Annotated in this window: 13 protein-coding genes; 8 read left to right on the top strand and 5 right to left on the bottom strand. The window is 69.6% G+C overall.

What is annotated here, in order from left to right:
* Positions 1-3 precede the first annotated feature (3 nt).
* The 3 genes from SAZ01S_RS24570 to SAZ01S_RS08580 are packed head-to-tail and all read right to left on the bottom strand — an operon-like array spanning position 4 to position 2,157.
* Positions 4-192, bottom strand: coding sequence for an Lrp/AsnC family transcriptional regulator (locus SAZ01S_RS24570; protein ID WP_281252155.1), 189 nt, complete (start codon positions 190-192; stop codon positions 4-6).
* Entirely contained in the window at positions 138-1,493 is a 1,356-nt protein-coding gene (locus SAZ01S_RS08575; protein ID WP_139810004.1) for a sensor histidine kinase, read from the bottom strand. The genes SAZ01S_RS24570 and SAZ01S_RS08575 overlap by 55 nt, the downstream gene beginning before the upstream one ends.
* On the bottom strand, positions 1,480-2,157 hold the full coding sequence (locus SAZ01S_RS08580; protein WP_084581908.1) for a response regulator transcription factor: 678 nt from the start codon (positions 2,155-2,157) through the stop codon (positions 1,480-1,482). The genes SAZ01S_RS08575 and SAZ01S_RS08580 overlap by 14 nt, the downstream gene beginning before the upstream one ends.
* A 127-nt stretch (positions 2,158-2,284) precedes the next feature.
* On the opposite strand from SAZ01S_RS08580, the gene SAZ01S_RS08585 reads away from it, so the two are divergent.
* Positions 2,285-3,538 (top strand): TolC family protein, encoded by a 1,254-nt coding sequence (locus SAZ01S_RS08585; RefSeq protein WP_084581861.1) that lies wholly within the window; start codon positions 2,285-2,287, stop codon positions 3,536-3,538.
* Positions 3,539-3,542: 4 nt separating this feature from the next.
* Positions 3,543-6,683 carry an efflux RND transporter permease subunit gene (locus SAZ01S_RS08590; RefSeq protein ID WP_084581862.1) on the top strand — a complete coding sequence of 1,047 codons (3,141 nt, stop codon included), beginning with the start codon at positions 3,543-3,545 and terminating at the stop codon, positions 6,681-6,683.
* Positions 6,684-6,829: 146 nt separating this feature from the next.
* Here SAZ01S_RS08590 and SAZ01S_RS08595 read toward each other — a convergent pair whose 3' ends face one another.
* Positions 6,830-9,457, bottom strand: coding sequence for a DUF4118 domain-containing protein (locus SAZ01S_RS08595; RefSeq protein WP_084581863.1), 2,628 nt, complete (start codon positions 9,455-9,457; stop codon positions 6,830-6,832).
* A 476-nt stretch (positions 9,458-9,933) separates the two neighbouring features.
* Here SAZ01S_RS08595 and kdpF point away from each other — a divergent pair, with 476 nt between their 5' ends.
* The 6 genes from kdpF to SAZ01S_RS08625 are packed head-to-tail and all read left to right on the top strand — an operon-like array spanning position 9,934 to position 15,903.
* Entirely contained in the window at positions 9,934-10,023 is a 90-nt protein-coding gene (gene kdpF, locus SAZ01S_RS08600; protein WP_019368916.1) for a K(+)-transporting ATPase subunit F, read from the top strand.
* A 10-nt stretch (positions 10,024-10,033) separates the two neighbouring features.
* Entirely contained in the window at positions 10,034-11,737 is a 1,704-nt protein-coding gene (kdpA, locus tag SAZ01S_RS08605; protein ID WP_084581864.1) for a potassium-transporting ATPase subunit KdpA, read from the top strand.
* 12 nt (positions 11,738-11,749) lie between these two features.
* Positions 11,750-13,768 (top strand): potassium-transporting ATPase subunit KdpB, encoded by a 2,019-nt coding sequence (kdpB, locus tag SAZ01S_RS08610; RefSeq protein WP_084581865.1) that lies wholly within the window; start codon positions 11,750-11,752, stop codon positions 13,766-13,768.
* Between the two features lie 14 nt (positions 13,769-13,782).
* A complete protein-coding gene (locus tag SAZ01S_RS08615) occupies positions 13,783-14,610 on the top strand; it encodes a transporter (protein WP_084581866.1) in 828 nt (275 codons plus the stop codon).
* 13 nt (positions 14,611-14,623) lie between these two features.
* Entirely contained in the window at positions 14,624-15,196 is a 573-nt protein-coding gene (gene kdpC, locus SAZ01S_RS08620; RefSeq protein ID WP_084581867.1) for a potassium-transporting ATPase subunit KdpC, read from the top strand.
* Positions 15,197-15,204: 8 nt separating this feature from the next.
* Positions 15,205-15,903, top strand: a complete 699-nt coding sequence (locus SAZ01S_RS08625; RefSeq protein ID WP_084581868.1) for a response regulator — start codon at positions 15,205-15,207, stop codon at positions 15,901-15,903.
* Positions 15,904-16,002: 99 nt separating this feature from the next.
* Here the strand turns inward: SAZ01S_RS08625 and SAZ01S_RS08630 are convergent, their stop codons facing one another.
* The gene (locus SAZ01S_RS08630; RefSeq protein WP_084581869.1) at positions 16,003-17,940 is read right to left on the bottom strand and encodes an AAA family ATPase; all 1,938 of its coding nucleotides are present in this window, start codon (positions 17,938-17,940) and stop codon (positions 16,003-16,005) included.
* Positions 17,941-18,128 lie beyond the last annotated feature (188 nt).

Consider the following 18,128-nt stretch of genomic DNA (forward strand, 5'->3'; position numbering starts at 1 on the left):
GCGCTATTCCAGGATCTTGCGGCGGCGCGCGGTTGCGGTGCTGGAAAGATGTACGCGCTCACCAAGTGCCACGTCCGAAGTGCGCCCGTCCGTCACCAGATGGTGCAGGATGATCGACGGTATCGGTGCGCCCGGCGCTAGTAGCCGGTTCGGCCGCAGCGGATCGTCACGGCGCTCCCCTGCGGCGCAAATCCGAGCGCGAAGCCATGCAGGTCGACGATCGCCTTTACCAGCGCAAGGCCGAGCCCGGCGCCGCTTCCCTCGATACGCACGCGATAGAAACGCTGGGTGACCAGCGACCGCTCTGCCGGGGGCACGCCGTCGCCCTGGTCTGCGATCGCGATCACCGGCATGCCGGCATCGAGCAGCAGCCGAACCGTTACCGTGCCGCCGGGCGGGCCGAACTTCATCGCATTGTCGATCAGGTTGGCGACGGCCTCGATCAGCAGGCTGGCATCGCCATCGATCGGCGGCACCGGCACGCAATTGCAATGCAGGTGAATCCCGCGATCCTCGGCGACCGGGCGGTGCAGCTCGCAGGCATCCTCCACCAGGCGGGTCAGGTCGACGGGCGCGAAGCGGCTGCGGCGGGCGCCGTCTTCCAGCTCGCGCAGGCGCAGCAGCGCGGCGACGATGCCTAGCAGGCCGTCGATCTCCGCCAGGCTGCGGTCAATCACCCGTTCGAAGCCCGCGCGGTCCTGGGCTTCGCGCAGGCCGCGCTCCAGTCCGGCGCGCAGGCGGGTGAGTGGGGTACGCAGCTGATGCGCGATGTCGTCGCCGATGCCGCGCACATCGGCCACCAGCATCTGCAGCCGATCGAGCATCGTATTGATGTGCGCGCAGAGCAGCCCGAAGCTGTCGGGCCGGGCCGGCACGGGCAGCCGCTGGGCGAGATCGCCCGAGACGATCCGTTCGGTAAGCAGTCGCATCGTATCCACCTGCCGCGCGGCGCGGCGCCCGGCGACGAGGCCGACGCCGAGCGCGAGCACCAGCCCGGGGAGCAGGCCGAACAGCAGCGATTGCCAGGTCAGCCGCAGCGCTTCCTCGGTATCGTCCAGGTCCATGCCGCTCAGCAGCCTGGTGCCGTCGGACAGCGGGCAGAGCGTCAGCCGGGCAACGTCGCTGGTCTTGCCGGGGAGCTCGGTAGGGGCCACGGGGGCGACGATCGAGGCGCCGGTGCCGGCCGGCAACACCGGCATCGTCGCGACATTGCCGGCGATGCGCCGTCCGTGCGCATCGAACAGCGCAAGGAAGCGCTCGCGGTGGATGTCGCGGGCCAGCCGCTCGCGCAGTTCCTCGGCCCGCTCGGCTGGCGGCGTCAGCGCGAAGAAGCTGCAATCGTCGAGCAGCGTGTGCTCGATGGCGCGACGGTGATTGCCGTTGGCGGTGACCCAGAAGATCGCGGCCAGCACCAGCGACTGGAGGATCAGGATCGCCGCAAGCGCGCCGCCCCAGCGCCAGGTCGCGCGGGTGCGCGGGTCAGGCCGGAACATCGAAAACATAGCCTTGTCCCCGCACGTTGCGGATCAGCTGCAGTTCGCCCTCGCCATCCACCTTGCGGCGCAGGCGGCCGATATGCACGTCGACGACGTTGCTGTTGGGCTCGAAGCTATAGCCCCACACATCCTGGAGCAGCATCGATCGGGTGACGATGCGGCCGGGACGGCGCACCAGATAGTCGAGCAGCTTGAGCTCGCGCGGCAGCAGGTCGAGCGGGCGGCCGGCGCGGCTGGCCTTGCCCTCAAGCAGATCGAGATCGAGCGGGCCGACGATCAGCCGGGTGTCGCGGCGTTCGTCGGGGCGGCGGAGCAGCGCCTCCACCCGGGCGAGCAGCTCGACCAGCGCGAACGGTTTGGGGAGATAGTCGTCGCCGCCCGCGCGCAGGCCGCGGACACGATCGTCGAGGCTGCCAAGCGCGCTCAGCACCAGCGCCGGGGTGCGGAAACCGTCGGCGCGCAGGGCGGCGATCAGGTCCAGCCCCTCGCCATCCGGCAATTGGCGATCGACGATCAGCAGGTCGATGCCGCCGGCGCGCACCGCTTCGGCGGCCGCCGCCAGCGTGGCGCGGTGGTGCACGCCGTGGCCGGCGGCGGCCAGCTCCAGCCGGATCTCGTCGGCGGTGCCGGGATCGTCTTCGAGGAGCAGGATCTGCGTCACGGTTGCGGTGTTTCGCCGCGAGCGGCGCGCCGTCAACTGAATTGCGGTTCAGAGTCTGAACGCGGTTTTAGTCGACGCCCCTGAAGCGGCGCCGGTAGGGGGCGCGCGGATGGATCGGAGACGAACGATGCGGATGCTGATGGCTGCCTTGGGGATGGGGCTCGCAACGCCCGCGCTGGCGCAAAGCGGTCCGGCCGTGTCGCTCGATGCGCTCGCGCGCGACGTGGTGGCCAACAATCCCGAACGGCAATTCTACCAGCAGCAGATCGACGCCGCGGGCGTGGTGCGCGAAGCCGCCGGGCGCTGGGCGGATCCCGAAGCGACGGTGGAATTCGGTCAGCGCCGCGCGACCGACGTCAATACCGGGGCGCTGAACGGCGAGGGGATGACCTATGCCGTATCGGTTACCCAGCCGATCGAATTCGGCGGACGCGTTGCGCTCCGGCGGGCGATCGCCGACCGCCAGGTGGCACTGGCGCGGATTGGCCTGCAGCAGTTCGAGGCGACGCTCGCGGCGCGGGCGCGTTCGCTCGGCTACCGGCTGTTCGCGGCGGACGAGAAGGCGGGGGCGGCGCGCGCGGTTGCCAACCGGATGCGGACGCTGGCGCAGGTGATCGTCGCGCGCGATCCCGCCGGCCCCTCGCCGCAGCTGGAGGCGACCGCGCTTCAGGCCAGCGCGATCAGTGCCGAGCGCAGCGCCGCGGCGGCGGATGCCGAGGCGAATGCGATCCTGTACGAGCTCAACCAGCTGCGCGGCGCGCCCTTTGCCGCGCGCGTTCGCATCGTCCGGCCGGACATGAGCCTGCCCGATCTGCCGCCCGATGGGGCGCTCGTCAGCAAGGCCAGCGCCAATAATTTCGAGTTGCAGGCACTGCGGGCGCAGTTCGAGCAGCAGGGGCTGCGCGTCGATCTGGCGCGGAAGGCACGCATTCCGGTGGTGAGCGTCGGCCCCTATTATGATCGCGCGCGATCGGACATTCGCGAGACCAATGTCGGCGTCCGCCTCACCACCAGTATTCCCCTGTGGAATCGCCAGGCCGGCGATGTCGCCGCCGAGCAGGGGCGGCAGGCACAGGCGAACGCTGCGTTGATCGCCGCCGAGCGCCGCATCGCCCGCGAGGTGTTCGATCAGGCCGCGCAATATCAGGCCAAGCGCGAGGCGCTGGCGAAATGGGAGGGCGCGTCGGCGCAGCACTTTGCCGCCGCGGCGGCGGAGGCAGATCGCAACTACCGGCTGGGGGCGATTCCGCTGACCACCTATACCCAGATGCAGCAGGCCTATCTGGAAGCGACCAGCGCGATCCTCGACACCCGCCGTGATGCGATCGAGGCGCTGCTCCAACTGCGCGCCTTGAACGGCGGCAATCCGCTGGCGCGCTGACACCATGCAGCGCTGGCTCCACTGGGTAACCCATCACCGGCTCGCCGTCGCGGCGGTCAGCGCGGTCGTCGCAGCTGTCGGGCTCTGGTCTTATTTCAGCCTGCAGATCGATGCCATCCCGGACATCACCGGCGTGCAGGTGCAGATCAACACGCCCGTCGCCGCGCTCGCACCCGAGGAGATCGAGCGGCTGGTGACGCTGCCGATCGAGCGGGCGATGGGCGGCCAGCCGGGGCTCGACCAGACCCGCTCGCTCACCAAGACCGGGCTGAGCCAGGTCACGCTGCTCTACAAGGACGGGACGGACCAGCTGAAGGCGCGCCAGCTCGTCACCGAGCGGCTCAATGCGGTGCGCGACCAGCTGCCGGCGGGCAGCACCCCGCAGCTGGCGCCGATCACCACCGGCCTCGGCGAGATCTATTACTACACGCTCGAATGGCGCCAGCCGCCGCCGGGCATGTCGGCCGAGCGCCAGTTGATGGAGCTCTACGAGGCGCAGGAATATACCGTGCGGCCAATGCTGCGCGCGGTGGCCGGCGTCGCCGACGTCAACTCGAATGGGGGACTGGAGGAGCAATATGTCGTCCAGCCGGATCCGGCCAGGCTGACCGCGCACGGAATCACCGCCGCCGAGCTGGCGCAGGCGGTGGCGGGCAATGTCGAGAATGCAGGTGGTGGCATTATCGCGCGTGGGGCCGAACGCTTTGCCGTTCGCACCGATGCGCGGGTAATGACCGCCGAGCAGATCGGCGCGATCCCGGTCAAGTTTGCCGCCGGCGTGGTGCCGTTGCAGGTCCGCGACCTCGCCACCGTCGTCACCAGCCATGGTCCGCGCCAGGGGGCCGCGACGCAGAACGGGCGCGAGACGGTGCTCGGCACCGCGATGATGCTGGTCGGGCAAAACAGCCGTCAGGTTGCGCTGCGGATCGAGGCCGCGCTGCCCGCGATCCGGGAGGCACTGCCCAAGGGCATGACGATCGACCGGCAATATAGCCGCGCCGATCTGGTCGACCGCACGATCGCGACGGTAGAGCGCAACCTCGGCGAAGGCGCGCTGCTGGTTGCGCTGGTGCTGCTGGTGGTGATGGGCAATTGGCGCGCGGCGCTGATCGTCGCACTCGTCATCCCGCTCGCCTTCCTCGTCACCGTCGCCGGCATGCATGCGATCGGCGTGTCGGGCAATCTGATGAGCCTCGGCGCGCTCGACTTCGGGCTGATCGTCGACGGCGCGATCGTCGTGGTCGAGAATGCGCTGCGGCTGCTGGCGGTGCGGCGGCAGGAAAAGGGCGGCGACCTCGACATCGAAGAACGCCGCGCGATCGTCGCCGAGGCGGCACGCAGCGTGGCGCGGCCCACCTTTTTCGGCATCGCCATCATCGCGCTCGTCTATGTGCCGGTGCTGAGCCTGGGCGGGGTGGAGGGGAAGCTGTTCCAGCCGATGGCCCAGGCGGTCATGCTGGCGATCGTCGCCGGGCTCGCCTGGACCTTCACGATCGTGCCGATGCTCTCCGCCTGGCTGCTCCGCGCACCGGTTACCCATGCCGAGCCGGAGGAGGAGAAGGGGCTGATCGGCCTCGCCAACCGCGCCTATACGCCGGTGCTCTCCGCAGCCCTCGCGCATCCATTGCTCTTGGTGATCGGCGCGGCGGCGCTGCTGGGCGCGACCGTTCTCACCTTCCGGACGCTCGGCTCGCAATTCACTCCGCAACTCGACGAAGGTGCGATCACCGCGATGGTCTACCGCCCGGTCGGCATGTCGCTGGAGCGCAGCCTCGCCATCGAGCAGGCGACCGAGGTGGCGATCCGCAAGGCCTTCCCCCAGGTCACCCACAGCTTCTCGCGCATCGGCACCAGCGAAGTCGCGACCGATCCGATGCCGCCCGAACAGAACGACCTCTACATCTTCTACGCGCCGGAGAAGGACTGGCCGAAGGGCGAGGGCAAGCCGCGCACCAAGGAGGAACTGGTCGCCGGCATCGAGAATGTCGCCCAACAGGTCTATGCCGGGCAGAATCTCGAATTCGCCCAGCCGATCGAGATGCGCTTCAATGAGATGCTGGAGGGCGTGCGCGCTGACGTCGCAGTAAAGATCTACGGCGACGATTATGACGTGCTCGAACGCGCGGCGGCGCAGGCGAAGGCGATCCTGGCGAAGCAGCCCGGCACCGCAGGCGTCGAGTTCGAAACCTCCGGTCGCCCCAAGACGATCGTGGTCGAACTCGACCACGCGGCGTTGCTGCGGCTGGGGATCGGCACCCAGGAAGTGAACAAGGCGATCAGCGACGCAGTGGCCGGAGCCGAGGTGGGCTTCATCCCGCACAATGCCGCGCGCCACGCGATCGTGATCCGCATGGCCGAGGGACTGCGCGCCAACCCGCAGGCGATCCTCGCGCTGCCCCTGCGGGTCGGCGCCTATGGCATCGTGCCACTGTCGCGCGTCGCACGGCTGCGCGAGACGAAGATGGTCGAGCCGATCCTCCACGATGACGGCAATCGGCGCGCCGCGCTGATGGTGAACCTGTCGACCAGCGATCTCGCCGGCTATGTCGACAAGGCACGGGCGGCGCTGACGCAGCAGATCAAGCTGCCCCCCGGCCACCGAATCGAGTTCGGCGGGCAGTACCACCAGCTCGAAGCCGCCCAGCGGCGGCTGGCGATCGTGGTGCCGGTGGCGCTGCTGATGATCTTCCTGCTGGTCTATGCCGCGCTCGGCAGCCTGCGCGAGGCGGCGATCGTCTATACCGGTATTCCGTTCGCGATCACCGGCGGGGTGCTTGCGCTATGGCTGCGCGGCATGCCCTTCTCGATCACCGCGGCGATCGGCTTCATCGCGCTGTCGGGCATTGCGATGCTCAACGGGCTGGTGCTGATCGACCATATCAATGGCCTGCGCGATGGCCGCGAAGGCGAGGCGCTGCCGATCGACGATGCGGTGCGCCAGGGCGCGCGCGACCGGCTGCGGCCGGTGCTGTCGACCGCGCTGGTCGCCTCGATCGGCTTCCTGCCGATGGCGATCGCGAGCGGTGCCGGCGCCGAAGTGCAGCGCCCGCTCGCCACGGTGGTGGTCGGCGGCATCGTTACCTCGACATTGCTCACGCTGGTTTTGCTGCCGAGCCTGTATCGCTGGGTGCTGCGGCGCGCTTGAGCGCGCATCCCGCCCTATGAACGGACCGCTCCGGTCCCTTAGCCGCCGACAGGCGTACGCGGAGCAGGCGAACGGGTAGCATCTGGTGCGAGAGGGAACCGGGCAAGGCCGTTTTGGCACGGCTGGACGCGCTGGACAGCGCGGGGTCAGCGCGCCGTATGGACCGGCAGATCGATCGCGAGCACCGCGCCGCCGTCTTCGGCATTGTCCGCATGGATCGGCGCGCCCATGGCATCCGCGAAGCCCTTGACGATCGCCAGTCCCAACCCGCTGCCGAGCCGGCGATCGGTACCTGCACCGCGTGCGAAGGTCTCGAACGTCGCCGCGCCGCCGTGCCCCGGAAGACCCGGCCCATGATCGCGGACCGCCAGGCGCACCCCATCGGCCGTCCGCTTGCCGAGGATTTCGATCTTGCCGGCGCCGCCATGGATAGCCGCGTTCGTCAGCAGGTTCAGCAGGATGTGATGGAGCAGCCTCGGATCCGCACGCACCAGCGGGAGGTCCGGCGGCACGCCAAGCACCACGTTGCAATCGGCCAGCACGTCGCGCAGGTCGTGGACGGCGGAGGCGGCGGCGTCGGTAAGGTCGATCGGCTCGATGCTCAGCGTCACCGCACCGGCATCGATGCGCACCATGTCGATCAAATTATCGAGGAAGCGTCGCAGCCGCACGACTTCGGCGCGGGCGATGGCGGTTGCGGGCTCGCCGGGATGAATGCGGGCGAGCGTATCCACCGCCGCCGCCACCGAGGTCAGCGGCGTGCGGAGGTCATGGCCGATCGAGGAGAGCAGCGCCGCGCGCAGCCGGTCCCGCTCGCGCAGCACGGAAACCTCGCGCACGTCCTGCTCCAGCCGCAGCCGCTCGTGCGCCAGCGCTGCCTGGCCAAGCAGAGTGGAGAGCAGCAGCGCGCGATCGGGGGTGATCGGCTCGCGTCCGTCCTGCGCCGCGAGGCCCAGCACCGCGAGCACGCCCAGGCTGGTCCGCAGGGGGTGAAACTGCCAGTCGGCGGCGATCAACGTGCCGGTGCCGACTCCGCCGGCCTCACCGCTGCTCCACGCCCATTCGGCGGCGGCATGGTCGACCGCGCCCATCGGCGGCGCGTCGTCGGGGCAGCTGGCGATCCGTTCCAGCCCGCCCTCCCGGCGGACGAGCAGGATGACCGAGACGCCGAGCAGTTGAGCGATTTCCTCGCACACCACGCGGCTGGTGCTTTCGGTGTCGGAGGCGCGGGCGAGCGCCTGGCCGAACGCCGCGACCGCGGCATTTTCCTGCGCGCTCCGGGTGCCCAGCGTCGCGCGGGCGCGCAGCCGTGCGGTGAGGTTGGCGGTGAACAGCGCGATCGCTTCCAGCACGCAGAAGGTCAGCACGCTCTGGGGATCGCCGATGGTGAAGGTGTAGAGCGGCGGCAGGAAAAAGAAATTATAGGCGAGGCCTGCCATTGCCGCTGCCGACACGCCGGGGCCGAAGCCGAAGCGGAAGGCGATCACGATCACCGGCAGCAGGAACAGCAGGTCGGTCCCGCCGGCGCCGATCAGCGGCAGCGTGGCGCGTCCAAGCAGCACGGTGAGCGCCACGGCGAGCGCGCCGACCAGATGCTCCTGCCAGCGACCAAATGCCGGCAGGGGGGGACGACGCGCTTCCCTCGCCTGCGTGGGCGCCGCCGGCAGGACGTGCACCGCCACCCCCTCACTGGCGCGCAGCATCGATTCGACCACCGAGCCGTGGCGCAGCTCGAACCACCAGCTGCGGCGCGAGCGGCCGAGCACCAGCTGGGTGGCGCGCATGCCGGTCAGGTGGGTGCGCAGGCCGTCGATCACCGTGGCGGCGGGAACCGTGGCGACCGTGGCGCCGAGGCTGCTCGCCAGCTGTAGCGTCTCGGCCACGCGGCGGCGTTGCTCGGCGCGGAAGCGCGCGGCGCGCGGCGTTTCGATGAACACCACCTGCCACGATGCCTTGAGCGCATCGGCAAGCCGCTTGCCGGCGCGCACCAGCCCGTCGCCGCCGGGCAGTTCGCTGACCGCGACCAGCACGCGTTCACCGGCTGCAAAGGTGCCGGGCACGGCCATCGCGTCGAGATGGTCGAGCATTGCCCGGTCGACGCTGAGCGCGGCGCGGCGCAGCGCCATTTCGCGAAGCGCGGAGAGATTGGCCTTGGAGAAGAAATGGGCAAGCGCGCGGCTCGCCTCGGCGGGCACATAGACCTTGCCCTCCTTCAGCCGGTCGATCAGCTCGTCGGGCGGCAGGTCGACCAGCTCGATCTCGGCATCGTCGAAGATCGCGTCCGGCACGGTTTCGCGCACCCGTACCCGGGTGACGCTCGCCACCACGTCGTTGAGGCTCTCGACATGCTGGACGTTGAGCGTGGTGTAGACGTGGATGCCCGCGTCGCGCAGCTCCTCCACATCCTGCCAGCGCTTGGGATGGCGGCAGCCGGGGGCGTTGGTGTGGGCGAGTTCGTCGACCAGCACCAGCGCCGGGCGGCGGGCGAGGATCGCGTCGAGGTCCATCTCCTCCAGCCGGTGGCTCTGATGCTCCACCGCCTTGCGGGGCAGCACCTCGAACGGCGCGACCAGCGCCTCGGTTTCCGCGCGGCCATGCGTCTCGACCACGCCGATGACGACGTCCTTCCCGTCGCGGAGCCGCTCGGCGCCCTCGCGCAGCATCTCGAAAGTCTTGCCGACGCCGGGGGCGGCGCCGAGGAAGATCTTCAGCCGCCCGCGCGCCTCGCGCCGGGCTTCGCGCAGCAGCGCATCGGGATTGGGGCGGTCGTTCAACGGGCGCGCCTCTCGCGGGTTGCGTTTTCCGAATAGCTTGGAGTGCGGGCACTGACCTCCAAGCCGTCATCCCCGCGAAGGCGGGGATCCATTGGCGCTGGTGCCGCGGTTCGTGCCCCCAGCGCACAGGGCAATGGATTCCCACCTTCGCGGGAATGACGGTGGTGTGTGGCAGGCGCCGTCCCGCAATCCATCAGCGATTACCCTGTTCAAAGCCGAGAAGCGCCTTCGATACGCCGAACCTGCGGCCGAACGCCACGCCCCACCGCCCGACTATATGGAATCTTAATGCCCGCGCCCGGCTTTCGCCGTCGAAGCTTAACGGCCGGCGGACCTAGATCGCGCCCAAGCCGCCACCCGGCGGTGCCATAGCCAAGGGCCACAACCCATGTCCGACATTCTCTGGCTCGCCGCGCTCGGCGGGCTTTTCCTGCTGACGCTGGCCTTCGTCCAGCTGTGCGTGAAGGCCTGATCCCATGGGCCTCCACCTGATGCTCGCCGGCGCGACCGCACTCGCGCTGCTCGTCTACCTCGTCGCCGTCCTGCTGCGGCCCGAGCGTTTCTGAGGAGGGCCGCATGACACTCCAAGGCTGGGGCTTCATCGCCCTGTTCGTCGCCATCCTGGCGGCCGCCGCCAAGCCGATGGGCCTGTGGCTCTTCGCGCTCTACGAAGGTCGCCGCACCCCGCTCCATCGCGTGCTCGGCCCTGTCGAGCGCGGCATCTACCGCATCGGCGGCATCGACCCGAACGCCGAGCAGGGCTGGCGCGCCTATGCGCTGCACCTGATCCTGTTCAACCTCGCGCTCGCGCTGCTCACCTATGCGGTGCTCCGCCTCCAGGCGGTGCTGCCATGGAACCCGCGCGGGCTGGCCGGCATGGGCGCGGACGGTGCGTTCAACACCGCGATCAGCTTTGCGACCAATACCAACTGGCAGGGCTATGCGGGCGAATCGACGCTTTCCAACCTGTCGCAGGCGCTCGGGCTGACGCTCCACAACTTCACCTCGGCAGCGACCGGCATCGCGATTGCCTTCGCGCTGTTCCGCGGGTTCGCGCGGAAGGAAGCGCGCGGGATCGGCAATTTCTGGGCCGACTTCACCCGCGTGACGCTCTACCTGCTGATCCCGGCCTGCCTCGTTTATGCGCTGTTCCTGATCGCGTGCGGCGTGCCGCAGACGCTGGCCAGCAGCGTCGACGCGACCACGCTGGAAGGTGCGCGCCAGACGATCGTGCTGGGCCCGGTTGCCAGCCAGGAAGCGATCAAGATGTTCGGCACCAATGGTGGCGGCTTCTTCAACGCCAACTCGGCGCACCCCTTCGAGAACCCGACCGCGCTCTCCAACTTCGTGCAGATGCTGTCGATCTTCGTCGTCGGTGTCGGCCTCACCTGGACCTTCGGCAAAGCCGTTGGCGACACCCGCCAGGGCTGGGCAATCCTCGCCGCGATGGCGGTGCTGTTCCTCGGCGGCGTCGCGGTGACCTATGCGGCGGAGTCCGCCGGCAACCCGGCGCTCCACGCGATCCATGTCGCCGGTGCGAATATGGAGGGCAAGGAAACCCGCTTCGGCATCGTCGGCAGTTCGCTGTTCGCGGTGGTCACCACGGCAGCCTCGTGCGGCGCGGTCAATGCGATGCATGACAGCTTCACGGCGCTCGGTGGGTTGATCCCGCTGTTCAACATCCAGCTCGGCGAGATTGTCGTCGGCGGCGTCGGCGCGGGCGTCTACGGCTTCCTGCTGTTCGCGATCCTGTCGGTGTTCGTCGCCGGGCTGATGGTGGGCCGCACCCCCGAATATGTCGGCAAGAAGATCGAGGCGCGCGAAGTGAAGCTGGCAGTGCTCGCCATCGCCATCCTGCCGCTCTGCATCCTGGGCGGCGCGGCGCTGGCCTCGGTGCTGCCGGCCGGGCTGGCGGGCATCGCCAACAACGGCCCGCACGGCTTCTCGGAGATCCTGTACGCCTTCACCTCCGCGACCGGCAACAACGGCTCGGCCTTTGCGGGTCTCTCGGCGAACACGCCCTTCTACAACGCCATGCTCGGCATCGCGATGTGGCTCGGCCGCTTCTTCGTGATCGTGCCGGTACTGGCGATCGCCGGCAGCCTCGCCGCCAAGAAGCACGCAGCCGGCGGCGTCGGCGCCTTCCCGACCACGGGGCCGCTGTGGGTGGGGCTGCTCGTCGGCATCATCCTGATCCTGGGCGGGCTCACCTTCCTGCCGAGCCTGGCGCTGGGGCCGATCGCCGATCACGTCACCCTGCTCCGCGGCCAGCTCTTCTGAGGACGACAAGCAATGTCTGCACCCAAGTCCATCTTTGCGGCCGAGCTGATCGGCCCGGCCATCGGGGACGCGTTCCGCAAGCTCGATCCGCGCGAGCTGATCCGCAACCCCATCCTGTTCACCACCGCGGTGGCGGCGCTCCTGCTCACCGTCCTGCTGGCACTCGGCGGTGAGCCGCTGCCGGTCGGGTTCCAGGTCCAGCTGATCGTCTGGCTGTGGCTCACCGTGCTGTTCGGCACCTTCGCCGAAGCCTTGGCCGAGGGCCGGGGCCGTGCCCAGGCGGCGTCGCTGCGTGCCACCAAGTCCGAGCTGGAGGCCAAGAAGCTCACCGGCGTCGGCGAAACCTGGCGCAAGGTCGAGGCGCACCTCCTCCAGCGCGACGACCTCGTGCTGGTCGAGACCGGTGACCTGATCCCGGCCGACGGCGAAGTCGTCGAGGGCGTCGCCTCGGTCAACGAGGCCGCGATCACCGGCGAAAGCGCGCCGGTGATCCGCGAGGCGGGCGGTGACCGTTCGGCCGTGACCGCCGGCACCCGCGTCATCTCGGACAAGATCATCCTTCGCGTCACCCAGGATCCCGGCAAGGGCTTCCTCGACCGCATGATCGCGCTGGTCGAAGGCGCCGAGCGCCAGAAGACGCCGAACGAGATCGCGCTGACCATCCTGCTCGTCGGCCTGACGATCATCTTCCTGATCGCGGTGGGCACGATCCCGGCCTTCGCCACCTATGCCGGCGGGGCGATCCCGGTGGCGGTGCTGGCCGCGCTGCTGATCACGCTGATCCCGACGACGATCGCGGCTTTGCTTTCCGCGATCGGCATCGCGGGCATGGACCGGCTGGTGCGCTTCAACGTGCTCGCCAAGTCCGGCCGCGCGGTGGAAGCTGCAGGCGACGTCGACGTGCTGCTGCTCGACAAGACCGGCACCATCACCATCGGCGACCGCCAGGCGAGCGCCTTCCACCCGCTGACCGGCGTCGAAGAACGCACGCTGGCCGAAGCGGCGCTCACCGCCAGCCTCGCCGACGAGACGCCCGAGGGCCGCTCGATCGTGACGCTGGGCCGCGAGAAGTTCGCCTTCGACGCCAAGCTCGATGCCGATGCCGAAGTGATCCCCTTCACCGCGCAGACCCGCAGCTCGGGCGTGCGCCAGGGCGACACGGTGATCCTGAAGGGCGCGGTCGACTCGATCCTCAAGATGGATCCGGACGCCGCCGGCGCTGCCGAGCTCAAGCGCATTACCGACGGCATCGCGCGTGGCGGCATGACCCCGCTGGCGGTGGTTCGCAACGGCCGCCTGCTCGGCGCGGTGGCGCTGAAGGACGTGGTCAAGGCAGGGGTGCGCGAACGCTTCGCCGAGCTGCGCCGGATGGGCATCCGCACGGTGATGATCACCGGCGACAACCCGCTCACCGCCGCCGCCATTGCGGCCGAGGCGGGCGTTGACGACTTCCTTGCGGAGGCCACGCCGGAGGACAAGCTCGCGCTGATCCGCCAGGAACAGCAGGGCGGCAAGCTCGTCGCGATGTGCGGCGACGGTACCAACGACGCGCCGGCGCTGGCCCAAGCGGACGTCGGCGTGGCGATGAACACCGGCACCCAGGCGGCGCGCGAGGCGGGCAACATGGTCGATCTCGACAGCGATCCGACCAAGCTCATCGAGATCGTGGGCCTCGGCAAGCAGCTGCTGATGACGCGCGGCGCGCTGACCACCTTCTCGATCGCCAACGACGTCGCGAAGTATTTCGCGATCATCCCGGCGATGTTCGTCGCGCTCTATCCCGGCCTCGGCGTGCTCAACGTCATGGGCCTGTCGAGCCCGACCAGCGCGATCCTGTCGGCGGTGATCTTCAACGCGATCATCATCCCGTTCCTGGTGCCGCTGGCGCTCAAGGGCGTGACCTACAAGCCGATGGGCGCCGGCCAGCTGCTCGCCCGCAACCTTGCCATCTACGGCCTGGGCGGCCTGGTCGCGCCGTTCATCGGCATCAAGCTCATCGATCTGGCCGTTGCCGGCCTTCACCTCGCCTGAGGATTTGAACCAACATGTTCCGTACGTTTCTTTCGTTCGCGTCGCTCACCGTCGTTGCCGTTCCGGCCTTCGCGCAGGACAGCGTGCCTGCCGCCCCGGCGGCCGCCGCACCGGCAGCGCCCGCGCTGTGCACCGACCGCCCGACCAAGTCGAACTTCGCCTGCACCGTGCCGCAAGGCATGGTGCAGCTCGAGACCGATCTCGGCAACTGGACCCGCACCGATGCCGGCGACACCCGCGTCGACACGATCCTCTACACCAATCCGACGCTCAAATATGGCCTGACCGGCTCGACCGACATCGAGGCGAACATCGCGCCCTATGAAACCGTCCGCACCCGCACCGCGCAAGGCACGCAGACGCTCCACGGCGTCGGCGACCTTACGCTGCGGCTGAAGCAGCGGCTCACCGACCCGTCGGGCCATGTGCAGATCGCGCTGCTGCCCTTCGTGAAGATCCCCACGGCGAAGACGGGCATCGGCAATGGCGAGACCGAGGGCGGCGTCGCCGTGCCGATCAACGTCGCACTGCCCAAGGGCTTCACGCTCACCTTCGGCCCCGAGGGCGACGTGCTCGCCGACAGCGACGGCCATGGCCATCATGCGCAGCTGGTCGGCACGGTGAACGTGGTGAAGGCGGTGACGTCCAAATTCTCGCTGATCGGCGAATTCTGGGCAGCGCGCAATTTCGACCCTGCGGCCTATGTCACCCAGACCTCTGCCGATGTCGCCGCCAGCTATCTGCTGCGCCCGACGCTGCAGCTCGATCTCGGCGCCAATTTCGGCCTGAACCAGGCCACCCCCGATGCCCAGGTCTATCTGGGCGTTTCCACCCGTTTCTGAGGAGGATATCGCCATGCGTTCCGATCTCGTTTCCGGCCTCCGTCCCACGCTCCTGTTCACCCTGATCTTCGCGGCGCTGCTGGGGATCGTCTATCCGCTGATGGTGACCGGCGCCGGGCAGCTGTTCTTCCCGGCTCAGGCCAATGGCTCGCTGGTGCGCGACGATGCGGGCAAGCTGCGCGGCTCGATGCTGCTGGGCCAGAGCTTTGCCGGGCCTCGCTATTTCCAGGGGCGGCCCTCGGCGGCGGGCAATGGCTATGACCCGCTGGCCTCGAGCGGCTCCAACCTGGGGCCGGCCTCGAAGAAGCTGGTCGACCGGGTGACCGCCGACCAGAAGCGCCTGGGTGCCGATGCCCCGGCCGACCTGCTCCAGGCATCGGGTTCGGGCCTCGACCCCGAGATCAGCCCGGAAGCGGCGCGCTTCCAGGTGGCGCGCGTCGCCAAGGCGCGGGGCATCGCGGCCGATCGCGTCGCGCAGCTGGTCGAGGCGAATGTGCAGGGGCCGCTGCTCGGGCTGATCGGCGAGCCACGGGTCAACGTGCTCGCGCTCAATCTCGCGCTCGACCGGCAGGGCGGCGCTCGCTAAGCCAAGTCATGGCGAGCGCAACCAAGGTCCTGATCGTCGAGGACGACAGCCATATCCGGCGGCTGCTGCGCGGGGCCCTCACCCGCGCAGAGCACCAGGTGATCGAGGCGGCGACGGCACGCGAGGCCATCGCCGCCTTCGGCATCGACAAGCCCGATGCCGTGCTGCTCGACCTCGGCCTCCCCGATCGCGACGGCATCGAGCTGATCCAGCAGGCCAAGGCGGGCGGGGCGGCGGTGATCGTCGTCTCGGCGCGCACCGAGACCAGCGAGAAAGTCGCGGCGCTCGATCTCGGCGCCGACGATTACTGCATCAAGCCGTTCGATACCGAGGAACTGCTCGCCCGCCTGCGCACCGCGCTCCGCCACCGCCTTGCGGGTTCGGCCGAGCGTGAGCAGGTCGTCGCGGGTGTGGTGGAGATCGATCTCCTCCACCGCCGCGTCCGTCGCGACGGCGTGCCGGTGCATCTTGCGCCCAAGGAATATGGCGTGCTGGCGATCCTGGCGGCGCATCCGGACCGGGTGATCGCCCATGGCCAGCTGTTGCGCGACGTGTGGGGCCCTGCGCATGTCCAGCAGCTCGATTATCTCCGCATCGTGGTGCGCAACCTCCGGCAGAAGCTGGAGGCGGATCCCGCCCGCCCGCAGTTGATCGTCAACGAACCCGGCGTGGGGTATCGGCTGATCGCGGCCGAGAGCGGACGCTAGGAGAGGGCGCGCGCGAGGGGAGGGGGCCAGGCCCGGGACCGCAGTCCGTGGATGGCAGCTGACCCGGTGCGGCGGCACCCGCACCGGGGCTAGCCGGCATCAGAAGCCGACGGCGGCCCGCTCGGGCTTCCACGCCGTTTCCGCCGCCAGTCGCGCGACGATCTCCTGCGCCGAGAGGTTCCCTGCCTGCCGAAGCTGGCGCGCCACCGTGGCGAAATCACCCGGGGTGAGGGTGCGCAGTTCCTTCAGGGCTGCCGGTGCCGGCTTGCCGAAGAAGCGCTCGAACGCCAGCGCCGCGCGTGCCTGACCGAGCGGGGCAAGGCCGATCTTGAACACGAAGCGCCGCATCGCTGCCGGATCCAGCCGTTGGACGTGGTTCGTCGCGGCGATCACCGGCAGCGGATGGCGATCGAGCCAGGTCAGCATTTCGTTCACTTGGCCGGCCTCCCAGTTCTGCGACGCGGTGGCGCGATCGAACAACAGCGAATCCGCCTCGTCGAACAGCAGCACCTGGCCGCGCTCGCGCGCCTCGGCAAAGGCGTCGGCGATGGCCGCTTCGGTCCCGCCGACCCAGCGGGACAGCAGGTCGGACGCGCGCTTCGCCACCAGCGGCCGGTCCATCGCCCGGGCGAGGTGATGGGCAAGCGCGGTCTTGCCCGTGCCCGGCGGGCCGGTGAGCAGCAGCGACACATCGGCCGGGCCCGTCGCCAGCCGCGCGACCAGCGGCGCCAGCGGCGGATCGCTTTCGAACAGATCGAGGTCGAGCCCGTCGCCCATCGCCGGCGGCAGTTCGGTGCCCCGCAGCGCCCGCACGAGCGCCGCCGCGGGGCGGGCGCCACCATCGGCTTCGCCCGCCAGCCGTGTCGCGCGGGCGGCGACCCGCAGCACGCTGGCCGCTTCCGGTGCGCGATCGAGCAGCGCCGCGACCAGCGGATGGGCGTCCACGCCTTCCTCGGCGGCAATCCGCGCCTGGATCCGCCGGGCAGCGCGGGGACCCGGCAGATCGAGCTTCAGCACGAAGCTCATGCGCCGCAGGATCGCCGAATCGATGTTGCCGATCGCATTGGTGGTCCACAAAACCGGCACCGCATTGGTCTCGAGCAGCCGGTTGACGAACACCTTGCTGCCTTGCCGCCCTTGGAACCAGTCGCCGGGGGACGGCTTGGCGTCCCCGATCAGGTCCTCCATCTCGTCGAACAGCAGTGCCGCGCCGCCGGTGCGGCCGATCATCCGCTGGGCGAGCTGAAGGGCGCTCACCCGATCATGTCGGTTTGGTTCGCAGCCATCGTCGTCCGCCTCGCCAACGCCGTGCAGCGCGAGGCCGGCGGCGCCGGCGAGTGTCCGTGCCAGCTCGGTCTTGCCGGTGCCGGGCGGCCCGTGGATCAGGATGTTGACTCCGATCGCTCGGGATTGGGTGGCCCCCTGCAGCAGCCTTACGAGGAAGGTCGCATCCGCGACATGCGCGAAATCGTCGAGTGCCAGCCGCGCCGGCTGGTTCCGGCCGATGATCGCGGCGATGACCGACTCGCGCTCGGCCGCCGCGCGGTCGAGCAGTCGCTCGAACGGCCAGCGGATATCGACGTCGACCACGCCCTGGCGTGTCGCGTAGAAGCCGGCGAGCCCCAGCCGCAGCGCGGCGCTGCGCCGCACGGCCCGATCGGCGTCGTGCGCCGGGGCACCGGCCAGTTCGCCCAGCAGCGCGGGCAGGTCGCGACCCTGTCCGCTCCACAGCCGGGCGAGCGCCGAGACCCGCGGCAGCCGGTCCACCGCTACCAGCAGGGCCAGAAAGGCGGCATCGAAGCCGTCGAGCGCCAGCGTCTCCGCCAGCACTTGCGTTACGGCAAGCGCGTGCGGCATCGGCGCGCTGTCCTCCCGCTGCGCCAGCGCCTCGCGTGCGGCATCCCAGCTGTGGGTTTCGCCAAGGCCTAGCCACGCAGCATGCTCTTCCGCCCAGTTCTGCAGGGCGCGGCCGAAGCGCTCGGCACCTACCGCCCCGATCCGGAGCGCCATGCTCCGGACGATCGTCCATTCGTTCATGATGTCTTCCGTTCGCGCCGACAGCGCGCAAGCTCGCCATGCGAGCCGCGCGGGTACGGCTTTGTCCGTTGGTATTCGGGCTACGGGGCGGCGGATCCGCATCGCCACGCAGCATCGCCTCGGTTCGGAAGGCGCGTTACGGCAGCGAACGGATCGTACCGGCCGCGCCCATGCAAGGCAGGCGGTCC

Source organism: Sphingomonas azotifigens NBRC 15497, from assembly GCF_002091475.1.
Taxonomy (GTDB): Bacteria; Pseudomonadota; Alphaproteobacteria; order Sphingomonadales; family Sphingomonadaceae; genus Sphingomonas; species Sphingomonas azotifigens.

What these genes read in the sequence shown, in the direction of transcription:
- SAZ01S_RS08575 (WP_139810004.1), bottom strand. Translation starts at nt 1,493, where the DNA reads ATGTTCCGGCCTGACCCGCGCACCCGCGCGACCTGGCGCTGGGGCGGC.
- SAZ01S_RS08585 (WP_084581861.1), top strand. Translation starts at nt 2,285, where the DNA reads ATGCGGATGCTGATGGCTGCCTTGGGGATGGGGCTCGCAACGCCCGCG.
- SAZ01S_RS08590 (WP_084581862.1), top strand. Translation starts at nt 3,543, where the DNA reads ATGCAGCGCTGGCTCCACTGGGTAACCCATCACCGGCTCGCCGTCGCG.
- kdpF (WP_019368916.1), top strand. Translation starts at nt 9,934, where the DNA reads ATGGGCCTCCACCTGATGCTCGCCGGCGCGACCGCACTCGCGCTGCTC.
- kdpA (WP_084581864.1), top strand. Translation starts at nt 10,034, where the DNA reads ATGACACTCCAAGGCTGGGGCTTCATCGCCCTGTTCGTCGCCATCCTG.
- kdpB (WP_084581865.1), top strand. Translation starts at nt 11,750, where the DNA reads ATGTCTGCACCCAAGTCCATCTTTGCGGCCGAGCTGATCGGCCCGGCC.
- SAZ01S_RS08615 (WP_084581866.1), top strand. Translation starts at nt 13,783, where the DNA reads ATGTTCCGTACGTTTCTTTCGTTCGCGTCGCTCACCGTCGTTGCCGTT.
- kdpC (WP_084581867.1), top strand. Translation starts at nt 14,624, where the DNA reads ATGCGTTCCGATCTCGTTTCCGGCCTCCGTCCCACGCTCCTGTTCACC.
- SAZ01S_RS08625 (WP_084581868.1), top strand. Translation starts at nt 15,205, where the DNA reads ATGGCGAGCGCAACCAAGGTCCTGATCGTCGAGGACGACAGCCATATC.
- SAZ01S_RS08630 (WP_084581869.1), bottom strand. Translation starts at nt 17,940, where the DNA reads ATGAACGAATGGACGATCGTCCGGAGCATGGCGCTCCGGATCGGGGCG.